Raw genomic sequence first — 21,595 nt, forward strand, 5'->3', positions numbered from 1 at the left:
AAAGGAGGTGAAAAAGTGAATTTTACAAAAGGTAAGACAATTAGTAGAAGTATATTTGTATTGTTAAGTAGTATGTTCTTAGTTATAGGTCTATTTAGTACAGTAAAAGCTGATACTAATAGTGATGTACATATAATATATGAAGGGCATGTACAAAACATAGGATGGCAAAAGGCTGTAAGCGATGGTCAAATGGAGGGAACTGTTGGTAAGGCGTTGAGATTAGAGGCTTTAAAGATAAACTTATCCAATGCTCCAAAGGGGATGTATGTTACCTATCAAGTTCATGTACAGAACATAGGCTGGATGAATCCCGTTAGTGGCTATAATCAGTCAGGCACTACAGGGAAATCCTTAAGACTGGAAGCTGTAAAAATTCAGTTGCATAATGCTCCTGCTGGGTATCATGTACAATATCAAGGTCATGTACAGAACATAGGCTGGATGAATTGGAAACAGGATGGACAAGTTGTAGGAACTACAGGAAAAGCCTTAAGACTGGAAGCAATTAGAATAAAAATAGTAAAAGATTCCGCAGCTTCACAATCTAATAACACACAAAATTTACCGCCAAGAATTTGTATTGATACACCAAAAGACAATACCAGTGTTAAGAATGGAACTAATCAAATATATATAGCAGGATGGTCCCTGAATTCTTCTGGTGTAAAAAATGTTAAAGTAAGTTTGGATGGTGTAGAAAAAGGTGATGCACACATAGGATTATCAAGGTCCGATGTAATTAAAGTATATCCAGGTTATAAAAATGGTGTAAATAGTGGTTTTAACTACAATTTAGATATTTCATCATTGCAAGCTGGTGGACATACTATAACTATTAAGAGTTTAGGAAATGATGGTTCTACAACAAGCAAAAGTTTGAAAATTAATAAACAGTCTGCCAATAAACCTACTGACAATAGCAAAAATATTACTCAATACAATTACTCTTTAGATCAAATGGTAGATATTCAATCAAATGATGGACAACCTCTTATGGAATCAAATGGAAGTTGGGTAAATGCAGATAGAAATTCAGTTAGAAACTATGTTAATCCTGAAAATTTTAAAGATTCTTATGGTATGTATCAATTTCTTAGATTAGATTATATCGATGGTATTACTGCCAATGATTTAAATAAAATTCTTTCAGGTAAAGGTGTATTGGAAGGAAAGGGCTCACAATTTCTTAGTGCCGCTAAAGCCAATAATGTAAATCCTATATATCTAGTTTCTCATGCACTATTAGAAACAGGCAATGGTTATTCTAAGCTTGCTAATGGAATAGAGGTTAATGGAAAGATTGTGTATAATCTATTTGGAATAGGTGCTTATGATGCCAATGCAAATTATTATGGTTCTCAATATGCATATAGAGAAGGCTGGACTAGTGTAGATGAAGCTATATATGGTGGTGCACAGTGGATATCCAATGATTATATAAACAATAGCAAATATAGGCAAAATACTCTATATAAAATGAGATGGAATCCTGCATCACCTGCAAATCATCAATATGCTACAGATGTACGCTGGGCATATAACCAGGTCTACAATATTAAAAGACTTACAGATATGGCAGCAGATCCATCTTTAAAATTTGATATACCACAGTACAAATAATTTTATAAGCATAGAGTTACTATTAATATTGATGCGTGGTCAATAAAATTTAATTGACAAATTAATAGTAATCTATACAAAGAGATAAACTGTACCCTATAAGGTAGACACAGAAAATAGTCTGTGTAACTTACAAGGTACAGTTTACTTTTTAGTTATTCTACTTTTATAATATAATTATTACTGAATTTTATTAATAAATATTGATCTGAAAAAGTTTGTATAATTAATATTTAAGTTTAATTTAATTATACAAGGATACCAAACTATTATTGTATATATAATGTTAATATATTGCAAAAATCAGTTATGGGATAAAATTAACTGTATAGGATAATTCCTTGACAATATATAGGTTAAAAGATATAGTAATATTTATGAACAAAAACAAACTTATACTGTCATTTATGGTATTAAAATTAGAAATGGGAGAATTAAAAGTATGAAAATGGTGACAATCTTAATTCCAGCTTATAATGAGGAAGAGGTTCTTGAAAAACTTTATGATAGACTTACAGAGGTAATTGCTTCAATTAAGAACTATGAATTTGAAATTCTATTTGTAAATGATGGAAGCAAAGATGATACTATTAATATAATAAAAAATTATAGGGAAAGAGATAAACGAATATCTTACGTAAGCTTATCACGTAATTTTGGAAAAGAAACTGCAATGATTGCAGGACTTGACTATGCAAAAGGAGATGCAGTTGTAATAATAGATGCGGATTTACAGGATCCTCCTGAGTTAATTCCTGAAATGATAAAATATTGGGAAGATGGATATGATGATATTTATGCAAAGAGAAGAGACAGAGATGGAGAAACTTGGTTTAAAAAGTGGAGTTCAAAGACATTTTATAGAATTCTTCAGGGAATGACTAAAATTCCAATTCAAAAGGATACCGGGGATTTTAGACTCTTAGATAGAAGATGTGTTGAAGCACTAAAAAAATTGCGAGAAACTCAAAGATACACAAAGGGAATGTTCAGCTGGATTGGATATAATAAAAAGGAAATATTATTCGATCGTGATCCTAGAGCAGCAGGGAAAACAAAATGGAATTATTTTAAACTTATGGATTTAGCTATAGAGGGGATAACTTCCTTTACTACTTTTCCACTGAGAGTGTCCAGTTTTCTAGGCATAGGAATATCATTCTTAGCTTTTATTTATATGATTATAATAATAGTTAAAACATTGATATATGGAGAAGTAGTTCAAGGATATCCGTCTTTAATGGTGGTACTTTTGTTTCTTGGAGGAGCACAATTAATTTCCATAGGCATAATAGGGGAGTATATTGGCAGGATATTTAATGAAACTAAAAAGAGACCATTGTACTTTATAGATGAATACAATAATGAAAAAGAGAAAAATAGTTAGTAAAGATGAGGTTATGTATTATTATGAATGTAGATAAATTAAAAGAAAGATATTTAAGAGAAGATATTATTGAAAAAATTTCTTATTTATTCTTTGGCGGACTTACTACTTTAGTAAATATAGTATCTTACTGGGCTTTAACAGCATTATTAGGATTTAATTATATTTATGCATCAATTATTGCATGGATTATTGCAGTGATTTTTGCTTTTATAACAAATAAATTATATGTATTTAAAAGTGAAAAGAAAGACTTTAAAAGTATAACAAAAGAAGCTATATCCTTTTTTACCTTTAGAATATTGACATTGGGACTTGACTTGGGCACTATGTTTTTAATGGTGCAAATAATTAAAACAAATGATATATTGGCAAAAATAGCAGCTAATGTATTAGTAATACTAGCAAATTATTTTGCCAGCAAATTAATCATTTTTAAAAAGTAACCTAAAGGAAAGGGATATTAAAACATGGAAAAAGTATGTGGATTTTTTAAGAGAAACCTATATATAATAGCAGCATTTATACTACCATTTATAATATTGACATTAGTATACATAAAAATGGACATGTCTCCCTTTGGTGGAAAATCTATATTGATTTCTGATATGAAGGGACAATATGTACATTTCTTTTCTTCTTATAGAGATATTTTACTTCAGGGAAAGAGTCTTTTATATTCATGGAATGCAGGAATGGGATTAAGTTTAATTGGATTAATTGCCTATTACCTTTCTAGTCCAATAACTTTTATTTTGTTGATTATTCCAAAGGAATATTTAACTGATGGTATATTATTAATGATAATGATAAAGATCAGTCTTAGTGGAAGCACTTTTGCGGCTTATATAAAATATAAATTTAAAAGAAATGATATAAGCATATTGATTTTTTCCCTTTTTTATGCACTTATGTCTTATTCTATTGTATATTCATATAATCTTATGTGGTTAGATGGGGTCTTTTTGCTTCCTATAGTATTAATTGGTGTTGAAAAGGTAATTAGAGAAAATAAATACATTTTTTTGATTATTACATATATATTATTGTTTATATCAAATTTTTATATTGGATATATGGATGCACTATTTTCATTTATATATTTTATAGCAATTTATTTTATAGAAAATGTAAAGTTTAGTTTTAGAGATTTTTTTAAGAAATTATACATGTACATATTGAGTTCTATTTTAGCTATAGGATGTACAGCTTTTATTATGATTCCTACCTATTATTCACTAAAGGCAGGAGAAAGTCCTTTTATGAATAATCTACCTGGCTTAGGTATAAATTTTAATATTTTTGATTTATTTAGTAAATTGCTAATTGGATCTTATGATAGGCCCACAGATGGTTTGCCTAATATATTTTGTGGACTCTTAGTTATATTGATATTACCTTTATTTTATGTTAATTTCAAAATCAAATTGAAAGAAAAATTCATATATACAGCTTTGTTTTTAATTATGCTTATAAGTATGGAGAATAGTCTTATTAATGTAGTATGGCATGCTTTTCACATACCTAATTGTTTCCCCTACAGATATTCATTTTTAACTTCATTTATAATGATACTAATATCCTATAGAGTGTATATGAATTTTAAATATATAAAATTAAGTCAGTTATTTAAATCTTATATTTTTATAGGCTTTATTGTTGTTATAATACAAAAATTTGGATATAATTACTTAGATGTAAAGAGTTATTATTTAACTTTTATATTTTTAACAATTTACTTTTTGATCTTTGCTTTTAAAATAAATTACAGTAAGAAATATTCTAAAATTATTACCTTAATACTAATTTTAACTGTATTTTGTGAAATGTTTGCCAGTTCTTTAATGCTTTATAATTCTGTTAATAGAATGCTTGGGTTTTCAGATAAAAAAGACTATATTAATTATGTAAAGAACTATAAACCTATATTTGAAGATGTGCAAAATAAGGATAAGACTTTTTATAGAATGGAAAAAAATTTCTCTATGACTCATAATGATCCTCTTTCCCTTGAATATAATGGAATAGCAAGTTTTACATCCACAGCTAATCAAGGCCTTAATAATACTCTAAATAGTTTGGGGTTTTATGGTGCTGCCAGTTCTCAGGAGATGGAGTATAAAGGTGCAACTATAGTAACTGATTCTATTTTTGGAATTAAATATATAGTATCACAGGACAATATAAATAATTACTATAAAGAATATAAAAAATACCATAATGCAGCTGTATATGAAAATTCTTTTGCATTACCAATAGGATTTATGGTGAGTGATAGTGTATATAGTGTAAACTTTTCTAATAATTTCTTTGAAAATCAAAATGAAGTCTTAAATAAAATGGTGGGTAATAAAGATAAAGTAAGTTATTTTAATAGAATTAAAAATGTAAATATAAAATTAAACAATGTATCAATATCAAAAGAAAATGGCATGGAAATTTATACTAAAATAAATCCTAATATAGAAGGAAGTATAGAATATTCCTTTAATAGTGAGAAAGATTATCCTATATACATGTATTTAAATGGAATTCAGAACGGTGAATTAGCGCAGGTTTATCTAGATAATAAATTATTAGATAATAATTATATTCATTACTACTATAAATCTTATATTTTGGAAGCTGATAACAGTTATAAAGAATCAAATAAATCAAAAATTGTAAAAATTGTGTTAAAAAATAATAGGTTGCCATTAAAAGATAGTCTTTTTTATTACTTAGATATGAATAATACAGAAAAAGCTTTAGGGGAACTAAATAATAATTCATTTAATATTAAAGAATATGGAGAAAATTTAATAAAGGGAAATATAAATGTTACAAATAAAAAAGTATTATATACTTCTATTCCTTATGATTCAGGATGGAGTGTAAAAGTAGATGGAAAAAAAGCAGATATTAAGAAGTCCTTGAATGCATTTATATCGGTAGAATTACAGGAAGGTAGTCATGAAATAGCTTTTGAATTTTTGCCTAAAGGATTTAAAGCAGGTGTTCTTATAAGTTTAATAAGTATTTTCATATTTATTGCTGTTATTTTATTGAGGCATATAAAGAAGCGTAAAATTTTTATAAGGAGATAAAATGATTTAATATGGATAAAAAATTAATAATAATTATAGTAACAACTGTATGCTTAATGGCTGCTTTTTTATATGGATATGATCTAGATAAAAAAAACCAAATGAAAGTTGTAAGTTTAAATAAATCCACAGAATTATATGATGAGAGAGAAGATATGAAATACAGTATTGATTCAATTAAATTTGAAAAGGGTATTGGAGAAATAAATGGATGGGCTATAGTAAATGGTATAGATTCCATAGATGTTAAACCCAGTGTCGTGTTAAGAAATGAAAATGATGATATGTATAAAATTAAAACAAGAATACAGAAGAGAAGAGATATCACTAAATTAATTACAAATGAAAATAAAAAATATGATAATTCTGGTATAACTTCTGAATTTTATATAAAAGATCTTCCTAAAAGACACAAATATCAAATAGGAATACAAATACAGATAAAAGAAGTCAAATATTTTATATGGACAAATAAAGATTTTTCTCTATAGATTATAATATTAAATTTAAGACAGGGGAACGAGATGATAAATAAATATATGGTAATTGGAAATAAAAAAAATGAATATTTAAATAAAATTTTAAGTATGGCACCTTTTTTTATTCTTTTAATCTCCATGATTATACTTCATAGATTTGAGAAAATGCAGCCCGGAGATGATTATTGGTTTCAACAGATACCACCTAAATATACTTTCTTTAAGTATGTAGAGTGGAGGTATTTTGATTGGTCTGGAAGAGTGAGTGTAGAAAGTGTACTTTATTTTATTTTTAAAGATAGTGGTGAGTTGTGGAAAATTATAAATCCTATAGTTATAACTATATTTGCCTATGCTATAAGCAGAATTGTCCTTGGCAGAAAAGAATATCAAGATAGAAAAAATATATTATTAAACTCTTACATATGCGTAGGATGGCTATTTATAAGTATGGCGGTACTTAAGGCATCTATATTTTGGATGACTGGATCAATTAATTATTTATGGCCAGTTACAGCAGGTCTGTTAGCTATTATCCCCTTTAGAGATGCATTAATGAAGGAATATAAAGGAAAAATAAGTATGGTATTATATTTATTGCCAGCAATATTTGCAGCTTTCGGACAAGAACAAACAACTCTTGTAATAGTAGCCTTTTCTACTCTTATAAATATTTATATATTTATAAGAGATAAAAAAATATATAAATATTTAATTTTTCAAAATGTTATTATGATAATAGGTGCGATAGTTATACTTTTAGCCCCTGGAAATTTCAATAGAAATCATATAGAAATGAATAACTGGCTGCCAAATTATCTGTTGTATAGTAAATGGGAAATTGGATTTTATGGTATTCAATGGCTATTTAATAATCTTTTAAATGATTGCAGAGTAATATTCATGTTGTTAATTGCAATAGTAAGTATAGCTTTATATAGAAAAAATAATAATAAAATAAGAAAGAAGATATCTGTATTAATACCTATAGCAGCTTGTATTTTGATAATTGTTGGAATTCTATTTTCCTTAAATAATGTTATACCAAAGCCAATAATTGAAAAAATAAATTTTCCGGCTGATTATAATATTATATGGAGTAATTTAAGTAATATTTTTTTTGATTTTAATCTGCCTTTTTCTTTATCAGTAAAATCAGCATTAAAATTTTTCCTATGGTCGGTTATAGTTGTTTTAATTCCATATTTTATACTTTATTTATATGATTTTAAAATAAAAGGATTTTATACAGCTTTAATCTATATAGCTGGAATCTGTACTGCTGTAGTCATGTTTTTATCTCCAACAATTTATGTATCTGGTCAAAGAACATTATTCGTACTTGCTACATTATTCTTTTTAACTTTTATTATTATATTAAAGGATCAAAAGTATTTATTAAAAAAACGATACTTGATATTATTTATAATAATACCAATAATTAAGTATATATTTATACTTGAATATTTAATACATATCAAATAAGATTTATCAGTTTTTTTAGAGTTGTTTAATAATGTATATGTGAACATTTTTAGATGACTTTTTATCTATTTTACCATGAAAAATAATAATTAAATCTAATTTTTTTAATTAAATTTTTGTATTTTAAGTTTAATGGATACTTATTTCTCTTGAGATAAACTGATTTATTAATTATTAACAAAAATTTTAAATCTGAGTATTCCAAAAAATAGACAAAAAATTTTCTTTGTTGTATAATAAGTTTGTTTGTTTTAACAATTGATAGGTAAGTAAGGAGGAATTTACATAATGAAGGGAATTATTTTGGCAGGAGGCTCTGGTACAAGATTATATCCTATAACAAAATCAGTATCAAAGCAGATACTTCCTATTTATGATAAACCAATGATATATTATCCGTTATCTGTATTGATGTTAGCTGGTATAACAGATATACTTATAATTTCAACACCAAGGGATATAAGTAATTTCAAAGAATTGTTAGAAGATGGAAGTCAATTTGGACTAAAATTAAGTTATGCTGTTCAGGATGAACCTAGAGGACTTGCAGATGCTTTTATAGTAGGAGAGAAATTTATAGGCAATGATAGAGTGGCATTAGTCCTTGGAGATAATGTTTTCTATGGGTATGGATTTACAGAGAGATTGAAGAGGGCTGCTTCAAGAGAAGTTGGGGCTACTATATTTGGATATCATGTAAGTAATCCAAAAGCTTTTGGTGTAGTGGAATTTGATGAAAATAACAATGTAATTTCTATAGAGGAAAAACCAGAAGAACCAAAATCCAATTATGCTGTGCCGGGACTATATTTTTATGATAACGATGTAGTTGAGATAGCTAAAAATATAAAACCTTCTGCTAGAGGGGAAATTGAAATAACTGCTGTTAATAATGAATACTTGAAAAGAGAAACTTTAAAAGTTGAATTATTTGGAAGAGGCATGGCTTGGCTTGACACAGGAACACATAGGGGCCTTTTAGATGCTTCTAATTTTGTAGAGGCTATACAGACGAGACAGGGACTTTTTGTGGCTTGCATAGAGGAAATTGCCTACAGAAATGGTTTGATAGATGCAAATCAAGTTAGAAAGTTAGCAGAACCTTTAATGAAAACAGAATATGGTAAATATTTAATTTCTTTAATTGAGGATAAATAGTAGGAGGAAAAGGATGAAAACATATTTAGTAACTGGTGGAGCTGGATTCATTGGATCAAATTTTGTACATTACATGCTTAACAAATATGAGGACATAAAATTAATAAATATAGATAAGCTTACATATGCTGGAAATTTAGAAAATTTAAAAGAAGTTGAAAATAATCCCAATTATACTTTTGTACAAGGGGACATATGTGATAAAGAAATTGTAGAAAAGATATTTGAGAAAAATGACATAGATTATGTAGTTAATTTTGCAGCAGAATCTCATGTAGACAGAAGTATAAGAGATCCGGAAATCTTTGTAAAGACAAATGTACTAGGTACTGTAAATCTGCTAAATATTGCAAAAGAATATTGGCAAACAGAAGATGGATTTAAAGAAGGAAAGAAATATCTTCAAGTATCCACAGATGAAGTATATGGATCATTAGGAGAAACTGGATATTTTACAGAAACTACTCCTTTAGATTCTCATAGTCCATATTCCTCCAGTAAAGCTGGAGCAGATTTGATGGTAAAGGCTTATTATGATACCTTTAAAATGCCAATAAATATAACAAGATGTTCTAATAATTATGGACCTTATCAATTTCCAGAAAAGTTGATTCCATTAATAGTTAACAATTGTTTGGCTAAAAGGGATTTACCTATTTATGGGGATGGATTAAACATAAGAGATTGGCTTTATGTAGAGGATCACTGTAAAGCCATTGATATGGTAATAAATTCAGGAAGACTTGGAGAAGTATATAATGTAGGCGGACATAATGAAAGAACAAATATTTATATTGTAAAGACTATAATAGAATATATTGGCAATAATATAGACAGTGCTGTAACAGAAAATTTAATAAAATATGTAGAAGACAGAAAAGGTCACGATAGAAGATACGGTATAGATCCAACTAAGATTCGTGAGGAATTGGGATGGGAACCAGAAACTATCTTTGAAGTAGGCATTAAGAAGACAATAAAATGGTACTTGGATAATAAAGAGTGGATGGATAATATAACATCAGGACAATACCAAAACTACTATGAAAAGATGTATGAAAATAACTAAGAGGTGAGTTTGATGGGAAAATTTAGCTTTCAGAAGACGGAAATTGAAGGAGTCTATATAATAGAGCCTCAGGTTTTTGGGGATAACAGAGGATATTTTATGGAAACTTACAATGAAGATGAGTTTAAATCAGCAGGTCTTGATATGACTTTTGTGCAAGATAATCAGTCTAAATCAAAAAAAGGTGTTTTAAGAGGATTACATTTTCAGACAGAACATTCTCAGGGAAAACTAGTTAGAGTAATAAGTGGTGAAGTTTTTGATGTAGCAGTAGATTTAAGAAAAGATTCTAAGACTTACGGTAAATGGGTTGGAGTAAAATTAAGTGATGAAAATAAAAAACAATTTTATATTCCAGAAGGCTTTGCTCATGGATTTCTAGTGCTTTCAGGGGAAGCGGAGTTTGTATATAAATGTACAGATTTATATCATCCAGAATTTGAGGGTGGAATTGCATGGAATGATCCAGAAGTGGGAATAGAGTGGCCAACTGAGGGAATTGAAGAATTGATATTCTCAGATAAAGATAAAAAGTGGAAGACTTTAAGTGAAAGAAAAATACAATTTTAGTTAAAAGTTTTAGGCTATACCGTATAATTTAAGGTATGCCTTTAATTTTTATCATGATAGTACAGGAGAGTTTTTATATGAAAAAGAATACATCTTTGACTAATTTATATGAGTTATTGTTTACAATTGTAGATATTATACTTGTAATTTTAGCAATCTATCTCTCATATATGATTAAATTTAATTTTAATCCTCCAAAATTTAATTATGATCCATTTATCATAACTGCACCCTTTACTATAATAATATATTTAATATTTATGTATGTTTATGGTTTGTCAGATTTAATTAAACAGTCCATAGGTGAAATTATTTATTCTGTGTTTCTAACAATAATAATGCTATGTATATCAACTATGGCAGTAACATTTTTTTTAAGAGCTTTTTCCTATCCAAGAATGGTTATTTTATATAGTTCTATTATTCAAATTATTTTACTTAGTTTATGGAAAGTGTTTGTATGGAAAATAAAGAGAACTATGTATGGCAAAAAAGATGTTATTATAGTAGGTGATGTAAATGCAGAACATGTAGCAAAAAAAATATTATTTAAGCAAAGCAATCTATATAACATAAAATATATTTGTCATCCTGATGTTAACAATTTATTTGATTTAATTAATAAAGTGGAGATTGTAATATTGTGTGATGATATTAAAGGAGCTTTGAAGGATAATATACTGGATAAATGCTTAGTTGAACAAAAAAGTATACTTATAGTACCTGCTATGAGTGATTTAGCATTGGTGGGATCAAAACTAAATAAAATTGATGATCTGCCACTACTTAGAGCAAAATCATTAAGTTTAACCGCAGAGGAAAAAGTCATAAAGAGAATATTAGATATTATTTTAACAGTTATTGGGATAGTTATTGCCTCTCCATTTATGATTATTGTAGCTATAAGTATAAAGTTGTCAGATGGAGGAAATGTATTTTATAAACAGGAGAGAGTTACGGAAGGTGGAAGAAACTTCAATGTTATAAAGTTTCGTTCTATGAAAATGAATGCAGAAAAGCTGTCTGGACCTGTACTTGCCACAGATAAAGACCCTAGAATTACAAGTATAGGCAGAATAATAAGAGCTACAAGAATGGATGAATTACCTCAATTGTTTAATATATTAGTAGGGGATATGAGTATTGTTGGACCAAGACCCGAAAGACCATTTTATGTCGATAAATTTGAAAAAGAAATACCAGATTACAAGTATAGAACTGTAGTAAAAGCAGGATTAACAGGACTTGCACAGGTACTTGGTAAATATAATACTACTCCCGAGGATAAAGTAAGGTATGATATTATGTATATAAAAAATTATTCTATTCTGCTAGATATAAAATTAATATTTCAGACTATTAAAATTATATTTCTCAAAGAAAGTACTGAAGGTGTTAGAGAAGAAATACCTTTATCAGAATTAATTAAAAATAAAAAATTAGATATTGAAATATATAAATAAGTTGAATAATAAATAAATATGAGCTAATATAATATTGATTTTATAAGATAAGAAAGGAGTGGTTGTGGGAAAAATAAGAATTTTGTATACTAAATAAAAATTATAATGATATAGGTGATTATATATATGTTTAGAGCTATTAAAAATTTATTTGAAAGTACACGTGAAATATTTGAATATAAAGAGTTGTTGAGTAATTTGACAATTAAAGAGTTGAAATTGAAATATAGAAATTCTATATTGGGATTTTTTTGGTCTTTTCTTAATCCTATTTTACTTATGTTGGTTTACACTTTTGCATTTACGTACATAATACCTCAGAATACTCCACACTATACGGTAAGTCTTCTTGCGGCATTATTACCATGGAACTTTTTTTCAGCAGCAGTGCAGGGGAGTACTAGTTCTATAGTATCTAACTCGAATTTAATTAAAAAAGTATACTTTCCAAGGGAAATAATTCCTTTGTCAATTATATTGTCTAATTTTGTTAATTTTATTATCACATTAACTATATTATTCGTTGCCATGGCAGTAGAGAATATAGAAATTGGATGGGTAGCACTTTTATATCCTGTAGTGTTAATATTATTACTTTGGCTGGCAATAGGATTATCCTATCTTCTCTCTGCATTAAATGTACTCTATAGAGATATATCTCATTTTGTAGAGATATTTTTTATGCTATGGTTATATTTAACACCGGTAATATATCCATTAGAGAGAGTTCAAAGTATTGCACAAATGGATCCAAGTAAAGCACAAATTATTAAAATTTGCTTTTTAATAAATCCCATGACGCTGGTGGTAGAAAGCTGTAGAAAATTATTACTGGAAAATAAACTGCCTAGTGCTTGGTATTTTATTGGTTTGATACTTATTAATATAATATTAATTCTAGTGGGAAATTCTATTTTTAGAAGAATAGAAAAAGTGTTTGCTGAAGAAATATAATAATTTGTTTAAAATTTTATAAAGAAAAAGGTGTTACATAAATTATGACTGTTATAGAATTTAAGAATGTTACTAAGTATTTTAATATATATCAGAATAAAAGTAACTCAATAAAAGAAAAATTTTTAAATAAAATTCTAAATAGAAACAAATTGCAAGTTAATAGAATGTATGTATTAAAAGATGCTTCTTATAAAATAGAAAAGGGGCAGACTGTAGGGATTATTGGTGAGAATGGTACAGGTAAAAGTACTAGTTTGAAATTGATTTCAAATATTTTAAAACCAAATTCTGGAGATATAATTGTTAATGGAAAAATATCATCTCTATTAGAAATAGGGGTTGGATTTCAGCCAGATCTATCTGGTAGAGAAAATGTCTATCTCTATGGATCAATACTTGGACTCAGTAAAACTGAAATTGAAGAAAGATATGATGGAATAGTTAAATTTGCAGAACTTGAAAAATTTATGGACACTCCTGTAAAAAATTATTCTTCAGGAATGTATATGAGACTTGCCTTTTCTGTGGCTGTAAGTGTTGATCCGGATATATTGCTAGTAGATGAGGTATTAGCAGTAGGAGACGCTAATTTTCAAAAAAAGTGCTTAGATAAAATAATGGAATTTAAAAAGCATGGCAAAACTATTGTATATGTTTCTCATGATATGAGTACTGTTCGAAGAATATGTGATAAAGTTATATTTATTAAGAGAGGTGGATATGTTTTAGAAGGAACTCCAGAACGTATGATAGGATTGTATATGAAATTAACTTATTCATCAGATGATCAGGAGAAGAAGGATCTAGATAAATATATTGAAAATAATAATATAGAACAGATTTCAGATGATTTTAATATTGAAATGCATGAAGCTAAGGAATTTATAAATGGGAATAGATCTGGAAATAGAGAACTTGAAATTACAAAATTGTATTTTTCAGATAAAGAGGGAAGACCTAGAAATTTTTATGGTACTGAAGAAGATATAAAAGTGAATATTGAATATAAAAAAAATAAAGATATAAAAAGTGCTGTATTAGTATTTGAGATTTATACGGAAGAAGGCTGGAAGATTATTCATCATAATTGTCAGCAAGATGGATTGGTAATTACTGATATAAAAGATAATAATGTAATCAGCTTTATAATAAATAATAATATTTTACTAAAATCTAAGTATTATTTTTCAATAGGATTATTTGATGAGACCTGTGAAAATGAATATGATTTCAGAGATAAACACTATTGGTTTTATGTACATGAAAGTAATATAAAAGAAGATGGTAAAATTAAAGTTAAATGCGATTGGCAATTATAAAGTATATGTGAAAGTGGTGTAGTTATGAAGGAACGAAGCGTTAGTTTTATTATTGTAAATTATAATGGTATACAACATTTAAAGGAATGTTTTGATACTATAAAAAAATTAGATTATCCAAAAGAAAAGATAGAATGCATCATGGTGGATAACGGCTCATCAGATGGATCAGTACAATTTATTGAAGAAAATTATTCTTATGTAAAGATAATAAAAAATGATTCAAATGAAGGTTTTGCTAAACCTAACAATGATGCGGCTAAAATTGCTACTGGAGATTATCTAGCGCTTATTAACAACGATATGAGAATAGATAAAGACTGGTTAAATGCCATGTTTAAGACTTTGGACGAAGCTTCAGGAGATGAATCATATGCATGCGTTGGAAGCAAAATAATAAATTGGAATGGAACAAAATTAGATTTTGCTGGCGGCAGTATAAATTTTGCAGGATATGGATATCAATTTGATTATGGAATGGATGTAAAAGAAGCAGAACTAAAATATTCCGAAGATAGAGATATTCTCTTTGCATGTGGAGGAGCATTACTTATAGATAGAAATGTTTTCCTTAAAGTTGGTGGATTTGATGAAGATTATTTTGCATACTATGAAGATGTAGATCTTGGCTGGAGATTATGGATTCTTGGATACAAGGTAAGATTTTGTGCTAAGGCGAAATGTTATCATAAGCATAATGGAACTTCAAAAAAGTTTAATACCCATAAGATGAAAACTCTTTTTGAAAGAAATGCTTTGTATACTATATATAAAAATTATTCACAGGAAAATTTTGATATAGTACTATGTAATCTTTTTTTACTTATACAAAGAATACAAATGGATTTGAATATAAACGATGATTTATATGATATAACTAACAATAAAGATTTATATTTTGAAATTGATGAAAAGAAAGATAATTATTCCTCAATAGTTGCCATAAATAATTTAAGTAGTAATTTAGAAAGATTGAATAAAAAAAGGCAATTTATACAAGAAAATAGAAAGATTAAAGACACAGATATAAGTGAACTGTTGCCTAATCCTTTAATGCCATTTCCTGTTGAGTATTATCATGATTATAAATATTTGGATAAGTTTCAAAAAATGATAAATAATTACAATGTGGAAGAAAAGCTGAATACTAAATTTAAGAGAAAAATTCTTCTCATTTCTAATGAACCAATAGGCAAAAAAATGGCAGGGCCTGGTATTCGGTATTTAGAATTTGCTAAAGGACTGTGTAAAGATAATGATGTTGCCTTGGCTATTCCAAATAAAAGTAATTTTGATAAGAAATTTGAAGGTATAGAATTAGTAGAATATGAATTAGGTAAAGCTGATGCATTAATTAAAGCAGCTTGGGAAAGTGATATTATAATTTTACAGGGATTAATATTGGAATTGATTCAAGAATTGAAATCCATATGTAAGCAAAAAATACTTGTAGTAGATATATATGATCCTTTTGTTATAGAAATATTGGAGACCTATAAAAATAAGAATATAAATAACAGAGTATTGGCACATAATCAAAATCTAAGAATACAAAATGAACAGCTGCAGCTGGGAGATTATTTTATATGTGCAAATGACAAACAAATGGATATGTGGATAGGTATGCTGACGGCATTAAATAAAGTAAATCCATATGAATATGATATGTCACCTAAGTTAGAAAGGCTAATTGACTTAGTACCTTTTGGAATAAGTAATGAAGAACCAATACATACCAAAGACTCAATGAAAGAAAAGATACCTAATCTTAAAAAAGAAGACAAAATTCTTCTGTGGGGTGGGGGAATATGGAATTGGTTTGATCCTATTACACTTATTAAATCAGTATATGAAATATCAAAAAAGAGAACGGATATAAAATTATTTTTTATGGGTGTTAAACATCCTAATCCAGCAGTACCAGAAATGGAAGTGTGTGGTGAAGCTATAAAGCTTTCTGAAAAACTTGGAATAAAAGATAAGTATGTGTTCTTTAATATGGATTGGGTAGATTATTTAGAAAGACAAAATTTTCTTTTAGAATCCTTTGCAGGCGTAAGCTGTCATTTAGATAACTTAGAAACAAGATTTTCTTTTAGAACAAGAATATTAGACTATTTATGGGCTAGATTACCTATAATAGCTACCGAAGGTGATTATTTTGCTGATCTTATACAGCAAGAACAACTTGGAATTGTTGTAAAGTATAAAAACGTAGAAAGTTTAACTAATGCTATATTAAAGCTTGCGGACGACAAAGAATTTTTTAATCAATGTAAAAAAAATATAAATGTAGTTAGAGAAAAATATAAATGGAGTGTAGTAATGAAACCTTTAGTTGACTTTTGTAATGCTCCATTGAAAAAGAAAAATGCTAACGTTGCAAGCAATAGTAATTATATTATAGATTTAGAACAAAAAGTACAAGATTCAGTGGTAGGTCAATTAGTAACCGGTAGAAAGATAGGACAAAAATTTAGATGCAGGTATCCTAATTTTGCATCTATTGAAGTAAAAATAGCAACTTATGATAGAATTAATGACCATAAAATTATTTTTAAATTATACGATTTTAGTAACAATGAAGTATTAGTTGAAAAAGAATTAGAAGGTAAAAATTTAATTGATAATTCTTGGATTACTATTGAATTTAAACCTATAATTAATTCAGAAGGAAGAGAGTTTTACTTTTATTTTGAAGGATTAACTGATGAATACGATAATTGCATAACTATATGGAAAAATAAAAAAGAAGATTCATTTGGATCTATTTGGGAAAATAGTAGATTGCTTGAAGGGAGTTTGGTATATAGGACAAAATGCATTTATTCTGTAAAAGGAATTAATCCTAAGAATGGAATAATGCTATCGCCAATTGAATATGATGAATCGGATTTTGATGAAAATATAGAAGAATCTTTTGACTCATTAAAGAATAATTCTGATGGTAATGATTTAAATGAAATAATAATTAAAAAATTAAAAAGACTTGAACGATTAGAGAAAAAGGTAAAGGCTATGGAGAATTCTTTATCTAAGAAAGAATTAGACATAAACCGCCTATCAAGCTGGATGGAAAAGATAGATAAAAGGTTAAGAAGAATTAGTAAATTGAATATTTTTTCGTTATTTAGAAGAATATTTAAAAAATAAACTTATAGTAGAGAGGTCATAGTGGTGAAAAAAGTATTATTGATAAGTCCAGACACTATTGCAAAAAAAATGACTGGTCCAGCCATACGTTATTATAACTTTGCCAAGGAATTAAGTAAAACATTAGAAGTAGTATTATTTATACCAAATAAAAATACAGATTTTGATTTCAATGGAGAAAAGTTTAAAGTTATTAAGGGAAATCGAAATGAGCTTATAGAATCTTCTGAGACAGTTGATTCTATAGTACTGCAGGGAATAGCTTTTAGGTTATATCCTTTTTTAAAGAAAATAAAAACTCCCAAAGTAGTAGATATATATGATCCAATAACCCTTGAAAATCTGGAACTTAGAAAATTTATAGACTTTAAAGACAGATTAACTTACCATGAAACAGATCTGGATCTTATTCTTGAGCAGCTTTCACTAGGTGATTATTTTATTTGCTCCAGTGAAAAGCAGAAAGATTACTGGCTTGGAATGCTATCAGCTATAAATAGGGTAAATCCCGTTACTTATAGTGATAATATAAATATGGAAAAGTTAATTGGTGTTGTGCCTTTTGGATTGAATAATGAAGAACCCGTTAAGACAAAGCAAGTCCTAAAGGGAGTTTGGCCTAATATAGGCGAAAGTGATAAAGTAATAATATGGGGTGGAGGAATATGGAACTGGTTTGATCCTCTTACTCTCATTGAGGCCATGAATATAATCTGTAAAAAGAGAAAAGATATAAAATTATTTTTTATGGGTATAGGTCATCCAAGTATGAATTGTGATACTACTGTGGCAGAAGAATGTGTTGAAAGGTCTAAGACTTATGACTTGTACGATAAAAATATATTTTTTAACGATTGGGTTGAATATTCTCAAAGACAGAATTATTTGATGGAATCGGATTTAGGAGTAAGTACATATTTTAATAATTTGGAAACGAGATTTTCTTTCAGAACCAGAATATTAGACTATTTATGGTGTGAATTGCCGATGGTTTTAACAAAGGGAGACTATATGTCAGAACTTGTAGAGGATAAAAAACTAGGAGTTTGTCATGATGAAAAAAACTATAATCAATTAGCGGATATGATTTTAGATTTATTGGGAGATGAGGATGGATATAGAGAACTACAACAAAACATCAATGCTGTTAAGCAGCAATTTAAATGGGAAATTGTTGTGAAACCTCTTGAGAAATTTTGCAGTAATCCATATGTATCAAAGGATAAAATTGAAAAAGTAAAGATATTCTATAGACCTAATGGACTAATAAAATACTATCTTATTAGAATCAAGAGTAAAATTAAAAGAATTTTAAAGATATAAGGATATAGGGAATGTCTCGCTATGAATACCTATGCATTGAAAGACATTCCTTGTATTTATTCTATTATAAAAAAATATGTATTAATATATAATCTTTGAATATGTCATTAAATTTAATAAATAATTATTTTTTTTCAAACAGATCTTTTTTTTCGAAGAGTTTCTTTTCTATAATGTATTTGGGCCTGGCTTTAACTTCTCCATAAATTTTACCTATGTATTCACCAATAACTCCTAAACATAAAAGTTGTATTCCACCAATCATCCAAATAGAGCATATAAGGCTAGTCCAACCAATAATAGTTTTATCTAAAAATTTCATAATTAATGAATATATAAAAAATAATGTGCTGATGACAAAGATTGCAGTACCTATAGCTGTAATTATTCTTATAGGTTTTACACTAAAGGAAGTAATTCCATCAAAAGCAAAACTAAGCATTTTTTTAAATGGATATTTTGAGCTACCTGCAAATCTCTCATTTCTTTCATATACCACAATAGAGGATTTAAACCCTATAAGTGGAATAATACCCCTTAAAAAAAGATTTACTTCCTTGAATTCTGAAAGTGCTTCTAAGGTTCTTTTGCTCATTAGTCTATAGTCAGCATGATTAAAAATAATATCTACTCCTAAAGCTTTCATTAATTTATAAAAGCTTTCAGCTGTAAAACGTTTAAAAAAGGTATCTTTTTCCCGCTTTGAACGTACCCCATATACTATTTCATTTCCATTATAATATTCTTCTACAAACCTATCTATAACGTTTATATCATCTTGTAAATCTGCATCTAGAGATATTACCATATCTGAATATTCTTTAGCAGTCATTAATCCTGCCAGCAATGCATTTTGATGCCCTTTGTTTCTTGACAGTTTTAAACCTATGAATATGGTATTATTTCTATTTAAATCTTCTATTATGTTCCAGGTAGAATCCTTTGAGCCATCATCTACAAACAATATTTTACTATCTTTTGAAATATAGTCATCTAGAATCATTTTTTTAAATTTTTCATTTAATCTTTTTGCAGTTTCTCTCAAAACGACTTCTTCATTATAACAGGGAATTACTAAATATAATCTTTTATTTTTCATTTTCGTCCCTTCCTAAATATATAATGTACGAGAAATAAATATCTATTGTATTTATTTACCTAAATTGCTGTTTTTATTATACTTTAAATATTTAATTGTGTAAACTTAGGATAGAATTAAACTTGGTATATTGATATCTCTGATACATAATTTATGGGTTAATAGTTAACATATTTTAAATTATTATGTACATATATTTGGATAAATTGACTATTAGAAATATAGATGTTAATATAAATCTATTCGATGGCATAATAAGTTATGATAATTTATAACCTGAAAGTTGAGATAATAAATATATATTTGAATGGCAGTAAAATTGTAAATAAAATTTTTATCATAAGAATTACTTATTTATAGACATTCAAATTCATAACTAAATGTTGATACTTATGAATAACCTGAGTAACTTGATATAAAAAATCCAAATTTATATTTCAAGTTGTATGCTTATAGTTTTAATTTAAGTAATTTAATAAAATAATTGGGAGTAAACAATGCTAAAATGCGATTTAACCATAATTATAGTAAATTGGAATGCAAGAGAACTTTTAAAAAATTGTCTGGATTCTATATATAAGAATGTAAAAAATATAACTTTTGAAATAATAGTTGTAGATAATAATTCTACTGATGAAAGTTGTAAGATGCTTAAAGACAAATATATGGATAGAAAAGGATTTAAATTAATAGAAAATAGAGATAATAAAGGTTTTGCAGGAGCAAATAATCAAGGGATAGGAATTGCAAAAGGAGAGGCTATTCTGTTGTTAAATCCAGATACTATTATCAATGGAGATGTTATAGACAGAATTTATGAATATTTGATTAGTGAAGAAAATTTAGGTATAGCTGGCTGCAAGGTTTTAAATTCAGATGGAACCCTTCAGCTTGCCTGCAGAAGAATGGCTCCAAGACCTAAAGATGCATTTTTTAAGCTATTTGGAATAAGTAAACTTTTTAAAAAGAATAAAAGTCTTACCAGATATAATTTAACTCATGTTTCTGAAGATGAATTTTTAGATGTAGATTCTGTTTCAGGGTGTTTTCTCATGATTAAAAGAGAAGTTATTGATAAAATAGGGTTTTTAGATGAAACATTTTTTATGTATGGAGAAGAAATGGATTGGTGCATGAGGGCTAAGAAGGCTGGATATATAGTTAGATATTGTCCTGTAGGTACTATTATTCACTATAAAGGAGAAAGCAGCAAGCAGCTTGGAACAAAAGCCACCTATGAATTCTATAGAGCTATGATTATATTTTATAATAAGTATAATAAAGAAGATAATTTTTTTCTCTTTAATTGGATAGTGTATCTTGGAATATTCCTTTTAGGGTTAATTGCCATTATAAAAAATTTATTAACTCCAAATGGAAGAGTTGGAACAAAGGGTTGAAGCAAGTTCTAAAATTCAGGTTAA

The 21,595-nt window shown here is 27.6% G+C and carries 16 protein-coding genes; 15 read left to right on the forward strand and 1 reads right to left on the reverse strand.

All coding sequences use genetic code 11. The annotated features are described in order from the left end of the window. The first annotated feature begins 15 nt into the window (after positions 1–15). The 14 genes from CLPA_RS08215 (at position 16) to CLPA_RS08280 (ending at position 19,072) form a co-directional block, all read left to right on the forward strand. A complete protein-coding gene (locus tag CLPA_RS08215) occupies positions 16–1,623 on the forward strand; it encodes a glucosaminidase domain-containing protein (RefSeq protein ID WP_003443667.1) in 1,608 nt (535 codons plus the stop codon). A 442-nt stretch (positions 1,624–2,065) separates the two neighbouring features. Beyond that, positions 2,066–3,010 carry a glycosyltransferase family 2 protein gene (locus tag CLPA_RS08220; protein ID WP_003443670.1) on the forward strand — a complete coding sequence of 315 codons (945 nt, stop codon included), beginning with the start codon at positions 2,066–2,068 and terminating at the stop codon, positions 3,008–3,010. 23 nt (positions 3,011–3,033) lie between these two features. Further along, positions 3,034–3,456: a GtrA family protein gene (locus tag CLPA_RS08225; RefSeq protein WP_003443682.1), complete on the forward strand. Its 423-nt coding sequence runs from the start codon at positions 3,034–3,036 to the stop codon at positions 3,454–3,456. A gap of 24 nt (positions 3,457–3,480) precedes the next feature. Beyond that, positions 3,481–6,096, forward strand: coding sequence for a YfhO family protein (locus CLPA_RS08230; RefSeq protein ID WP_003443683.1), 2,616 nt, complete (start codon positions 3,481–3,483; stop codon positions 6,094–6,096). Between the two features lie 11 nt (positions 6,097–6,107). Continuing rightward, positions 6,108–6,587, forward strand: a complete 480-nt coding sequence (locus CLPA_RS08235) for a hypothetical protein (RefSeq protein WP_003443684.1) — start codon at positions 6,108–6,110, stop codon at positions 6,585–6,587. A 33-nt stretch (positions 6,588–6,620) separates the two neighbouring features. Next, the gene (locus CLPA_RS08240) at positions 6,621–8,060 is read left to right on the forward strand and encodes a DUF6056 family protein (protein WP_003443687.1); all 1,440 of its coding nucleotides are present in this window, start codon (positions 6,621–6,623) and stop codon (positions 8,058–8,060) included. A 288-nt stretch (positions 8,061–8,348) separates the two neighbouring features. Next, positions 8,349–9,218, forward strand: coding sequence for a glucose-1-phosphate thymidylyltransferase RfbA (rfbA, locus tag CLPA_RS08245; protein ID WP_003443688.1), 870 nt, complete (start codon positions 8,349–8,351; stop codon positions 9,216–9,218). Between the two features lie 13 nt (positions 9,219–9,231). Further along, on the forward strand, positions 9,232–10,287 hold the full coding sequence (gene rfbB / locus CLPA_RS08250) for a dTDP-glucose 4,6-dehydratase (RefSeq protein ID WP_003443689.1): 1,056 nt from the start codon (positions 9,232–9,234) through the stop codon (positions 10,285–10,287). 12 nt (positions 10,288–10,299) lie between these two features. Then, on the forward strand, positions 10,300–10,857 hold the full coding sequence (rfbC, locus tag CLPA_RS08255; RefSeq protein WP_003443690.1) for a dTDP-4-dehydrorhamnose 3,5-epimerase: 558 nt from the start codon (positions 10,300–10,302) through the stop codon (positions 10,855–10,857). A gap of 77 nt (positions 10,858–10,934) precedes the next feature. After that, positions 10,935–12,320: a sugar transferase gene (locus CLPA_RS08260; RefSeq protein ID WP_003443691.1), complete on the forward strand. Its 1,386-nt coding sequence runs from the start codon at positions 10,935–10,937 to the stop codon at positions 12,318–12,320. 126 nt (positions 12,321–12,446) lie between these two features. Further along, a complete protein-coding gene (locus CLPA_RS08265; RefSeq protein WP_003443692.1) occupies positions 12,447–13,274 on the forward strand; it encodes an ABC transporter permease in 828 nt (275 codons plus the stop codon). 44 nt (positions 13,275–13,318) lie between these two features. Continuing rightward, the gene (locus CLPA_RS08270; protein ID WP_003443693.1) at positions 13,319–14,596 is read left to right on the forward strand and encodes an ABC transporter ATP-binding protein; all 1,278 of its coding nucleotides are present in this window, start codon (positions 13,319–13,321) and stop codon (positions 14,594–14,596) included. Positions 14,597–14,620: 24 nt separating this feature from the next. Then, on the forward strand, positions 14,621–17,749 hold the full coding sequence (locus CLPA_RS08275) for a glycosyltransferase (protein WP_003443695.1): 3,129 nt from the start codon (positions 14,621–14,623) through the stop codon (positions 17,747–17,749). 24 nt (positions 17,750–17,773) lie between these two features. Then, the gene (locus tag CLPA_RS08280; protein ID WP_003443698.1) at positions 17,774–19,072 is read left to right on the forward strand and encodes a glycosyltransferase; all 1,299 of its coding nucleotides are present in this window, start codon (positions 17,774–17,776) and stop codon (positions 19,070–19,072) included. 124 nt (positions 19,073–19,196) lie between these two features. Here the strand turns inward: CLPA_RS08280 and CLPA_RS08285 are convergent, their stop codons facing one another. After that, positions 19,197–20,171 (reverse strand): glycosyltransferase family 2 protein, encoded by a 975-nt coding sequence (locus CLPA_RS08285; RefSeq protein WP_003443702.1) that lies wholly within the window; start codon positions 20,169–20,171, stop codon positions 19,197–19,199. Between the two features lie 497 nt (positions 20,172–20,668). Between CLPA_RS08285 and CLPA_RS08290 the strand changes: the two genes are divergently transcribed. Continuing rightward, positions 20,669–21,571 (forward strand): glycosyltransferase family 2 protein, encoded by a 903-nt coding sequence (locus CLPA_RS08290; RefSeq protein WP_003443706.1) that lies wholly within the window; start codon positions 20,669–20,671, stop codon positions 21,569–21,571. Positions 21,572–21,595 lie beyond the last annotated feature (24 nt).

The organism is Clostridium pasteurianum DSM 525 = ATCC 6013, assembly GCF_000807255.1.
Classification (GTDB): domain Bacteria; phylum Bacillota; class Clostridia; order Clostridiales; family Clostridiaceae; genus Clostridium_I; species Clostridium_I pasteurianum.

What these genes read in the sequence shown, in the direction of transcription:
- CLPA_RS08220 (WP_003443670.1), top strand. Translation starts at nt 2,066, where the DNA reads ATGAAAATGGTGACAATCTTAATTCCAGCTTATAATGAGGAAGAGGTT.
- CLPA_RS08225 (WP_003443682.1), top strand. Translation starts at nt 3,034, where the DNA reads ATGAATGTAGATAAATTAAAAGAAAGATATTTAAGAGAAGATATTATT.
- CLPA_RS08230 (WP_003443683.1), top strand. Translation starts at nt 3,481, where the DNA reads ATGGAAAAAGTATGTGGATTTTTTAAGAGAAACCTATATATAATAGCA.
- CLPA_RS08235 (WP_003443684.1), top strand. Translation starts at nt 6,108, where the DNA reads ATGGATAAAAAATTAATAATAATTATAGTAACAACTGTATGCTTAATG.
- CLPA_RS08240 (WP_003443687.1), top strand. Translation starts at nt 6,621, where the DNA reads ATGATAAATAAATATATGGTAATTGGAAATAAAAAAAATGAATATTTA.
- rfbA (WP_003443688.1), top strand. Translation starts at nt 8,349, where the DNA reads ATGAAGGGAATTATTTTGGCAGGAGGCTCTGGTACAAGATTATATCCT.
- rfbB (WP_003443689.1), top strand. Translation starts at nt 9,232, where the DNA reads ATGAAAACATATTTAGTAACTGGTGGAGCTGGATTCATTGGATCAAAT.
- rfbC (WP_003443690.1), top strand. Translation starts at nt 10,300, where the DNA reads ATGGGAAAATTTAGCTTTCAGAAGACGGAAATTGAAGGAGTCTATATA.
- CLPA_RS08260 (WP_003443691.1), top strand. Translation starts at nt 10,935, where the DNA reads ATGAAAAAGAATACATCTTTGACTAATTTATATGAGTTATTGTTTACA.
- CLPA_RS08265 (WP_003443692.1), top strand. Translation starts at nt 12,447, where the DNA reads ATGTTTAGAGCTATTAAAAATTTATTTGAAAGTACACGTGAAATATTT.
- CLPA_RS08270 (WP_003443693.1), top strand. Translation starts at nt 13,319, where the DNA reads ATGACTGTTATAGAATTTAAGAATGTTACTAAGTATTTTAATATATAT.
- CLPA_RS08275 (WP_003443695.1), top strand. Translation starts at nt 14,621, where the DNA reads ATGAAGGAACGAAGCGTTAGTTTTATTATTGTAAATTATAATGGTATA.
- CLPA_RS08285 (WP_003443702.1), bottom strand. Translation starts at nt 20,171, where the DNA reads ATGAAAAATAAAAGATTATATTTAGTAATTCCCTGTTATAATGAAGAA.
- CLPA_RS08290 (WP_003443706.1), top strand. Translation starts at nt 20,669, where the DNA reads ATGCTAAAATGCGATTTAACCATAATTATAGTAAATTGGAATGCAAGA.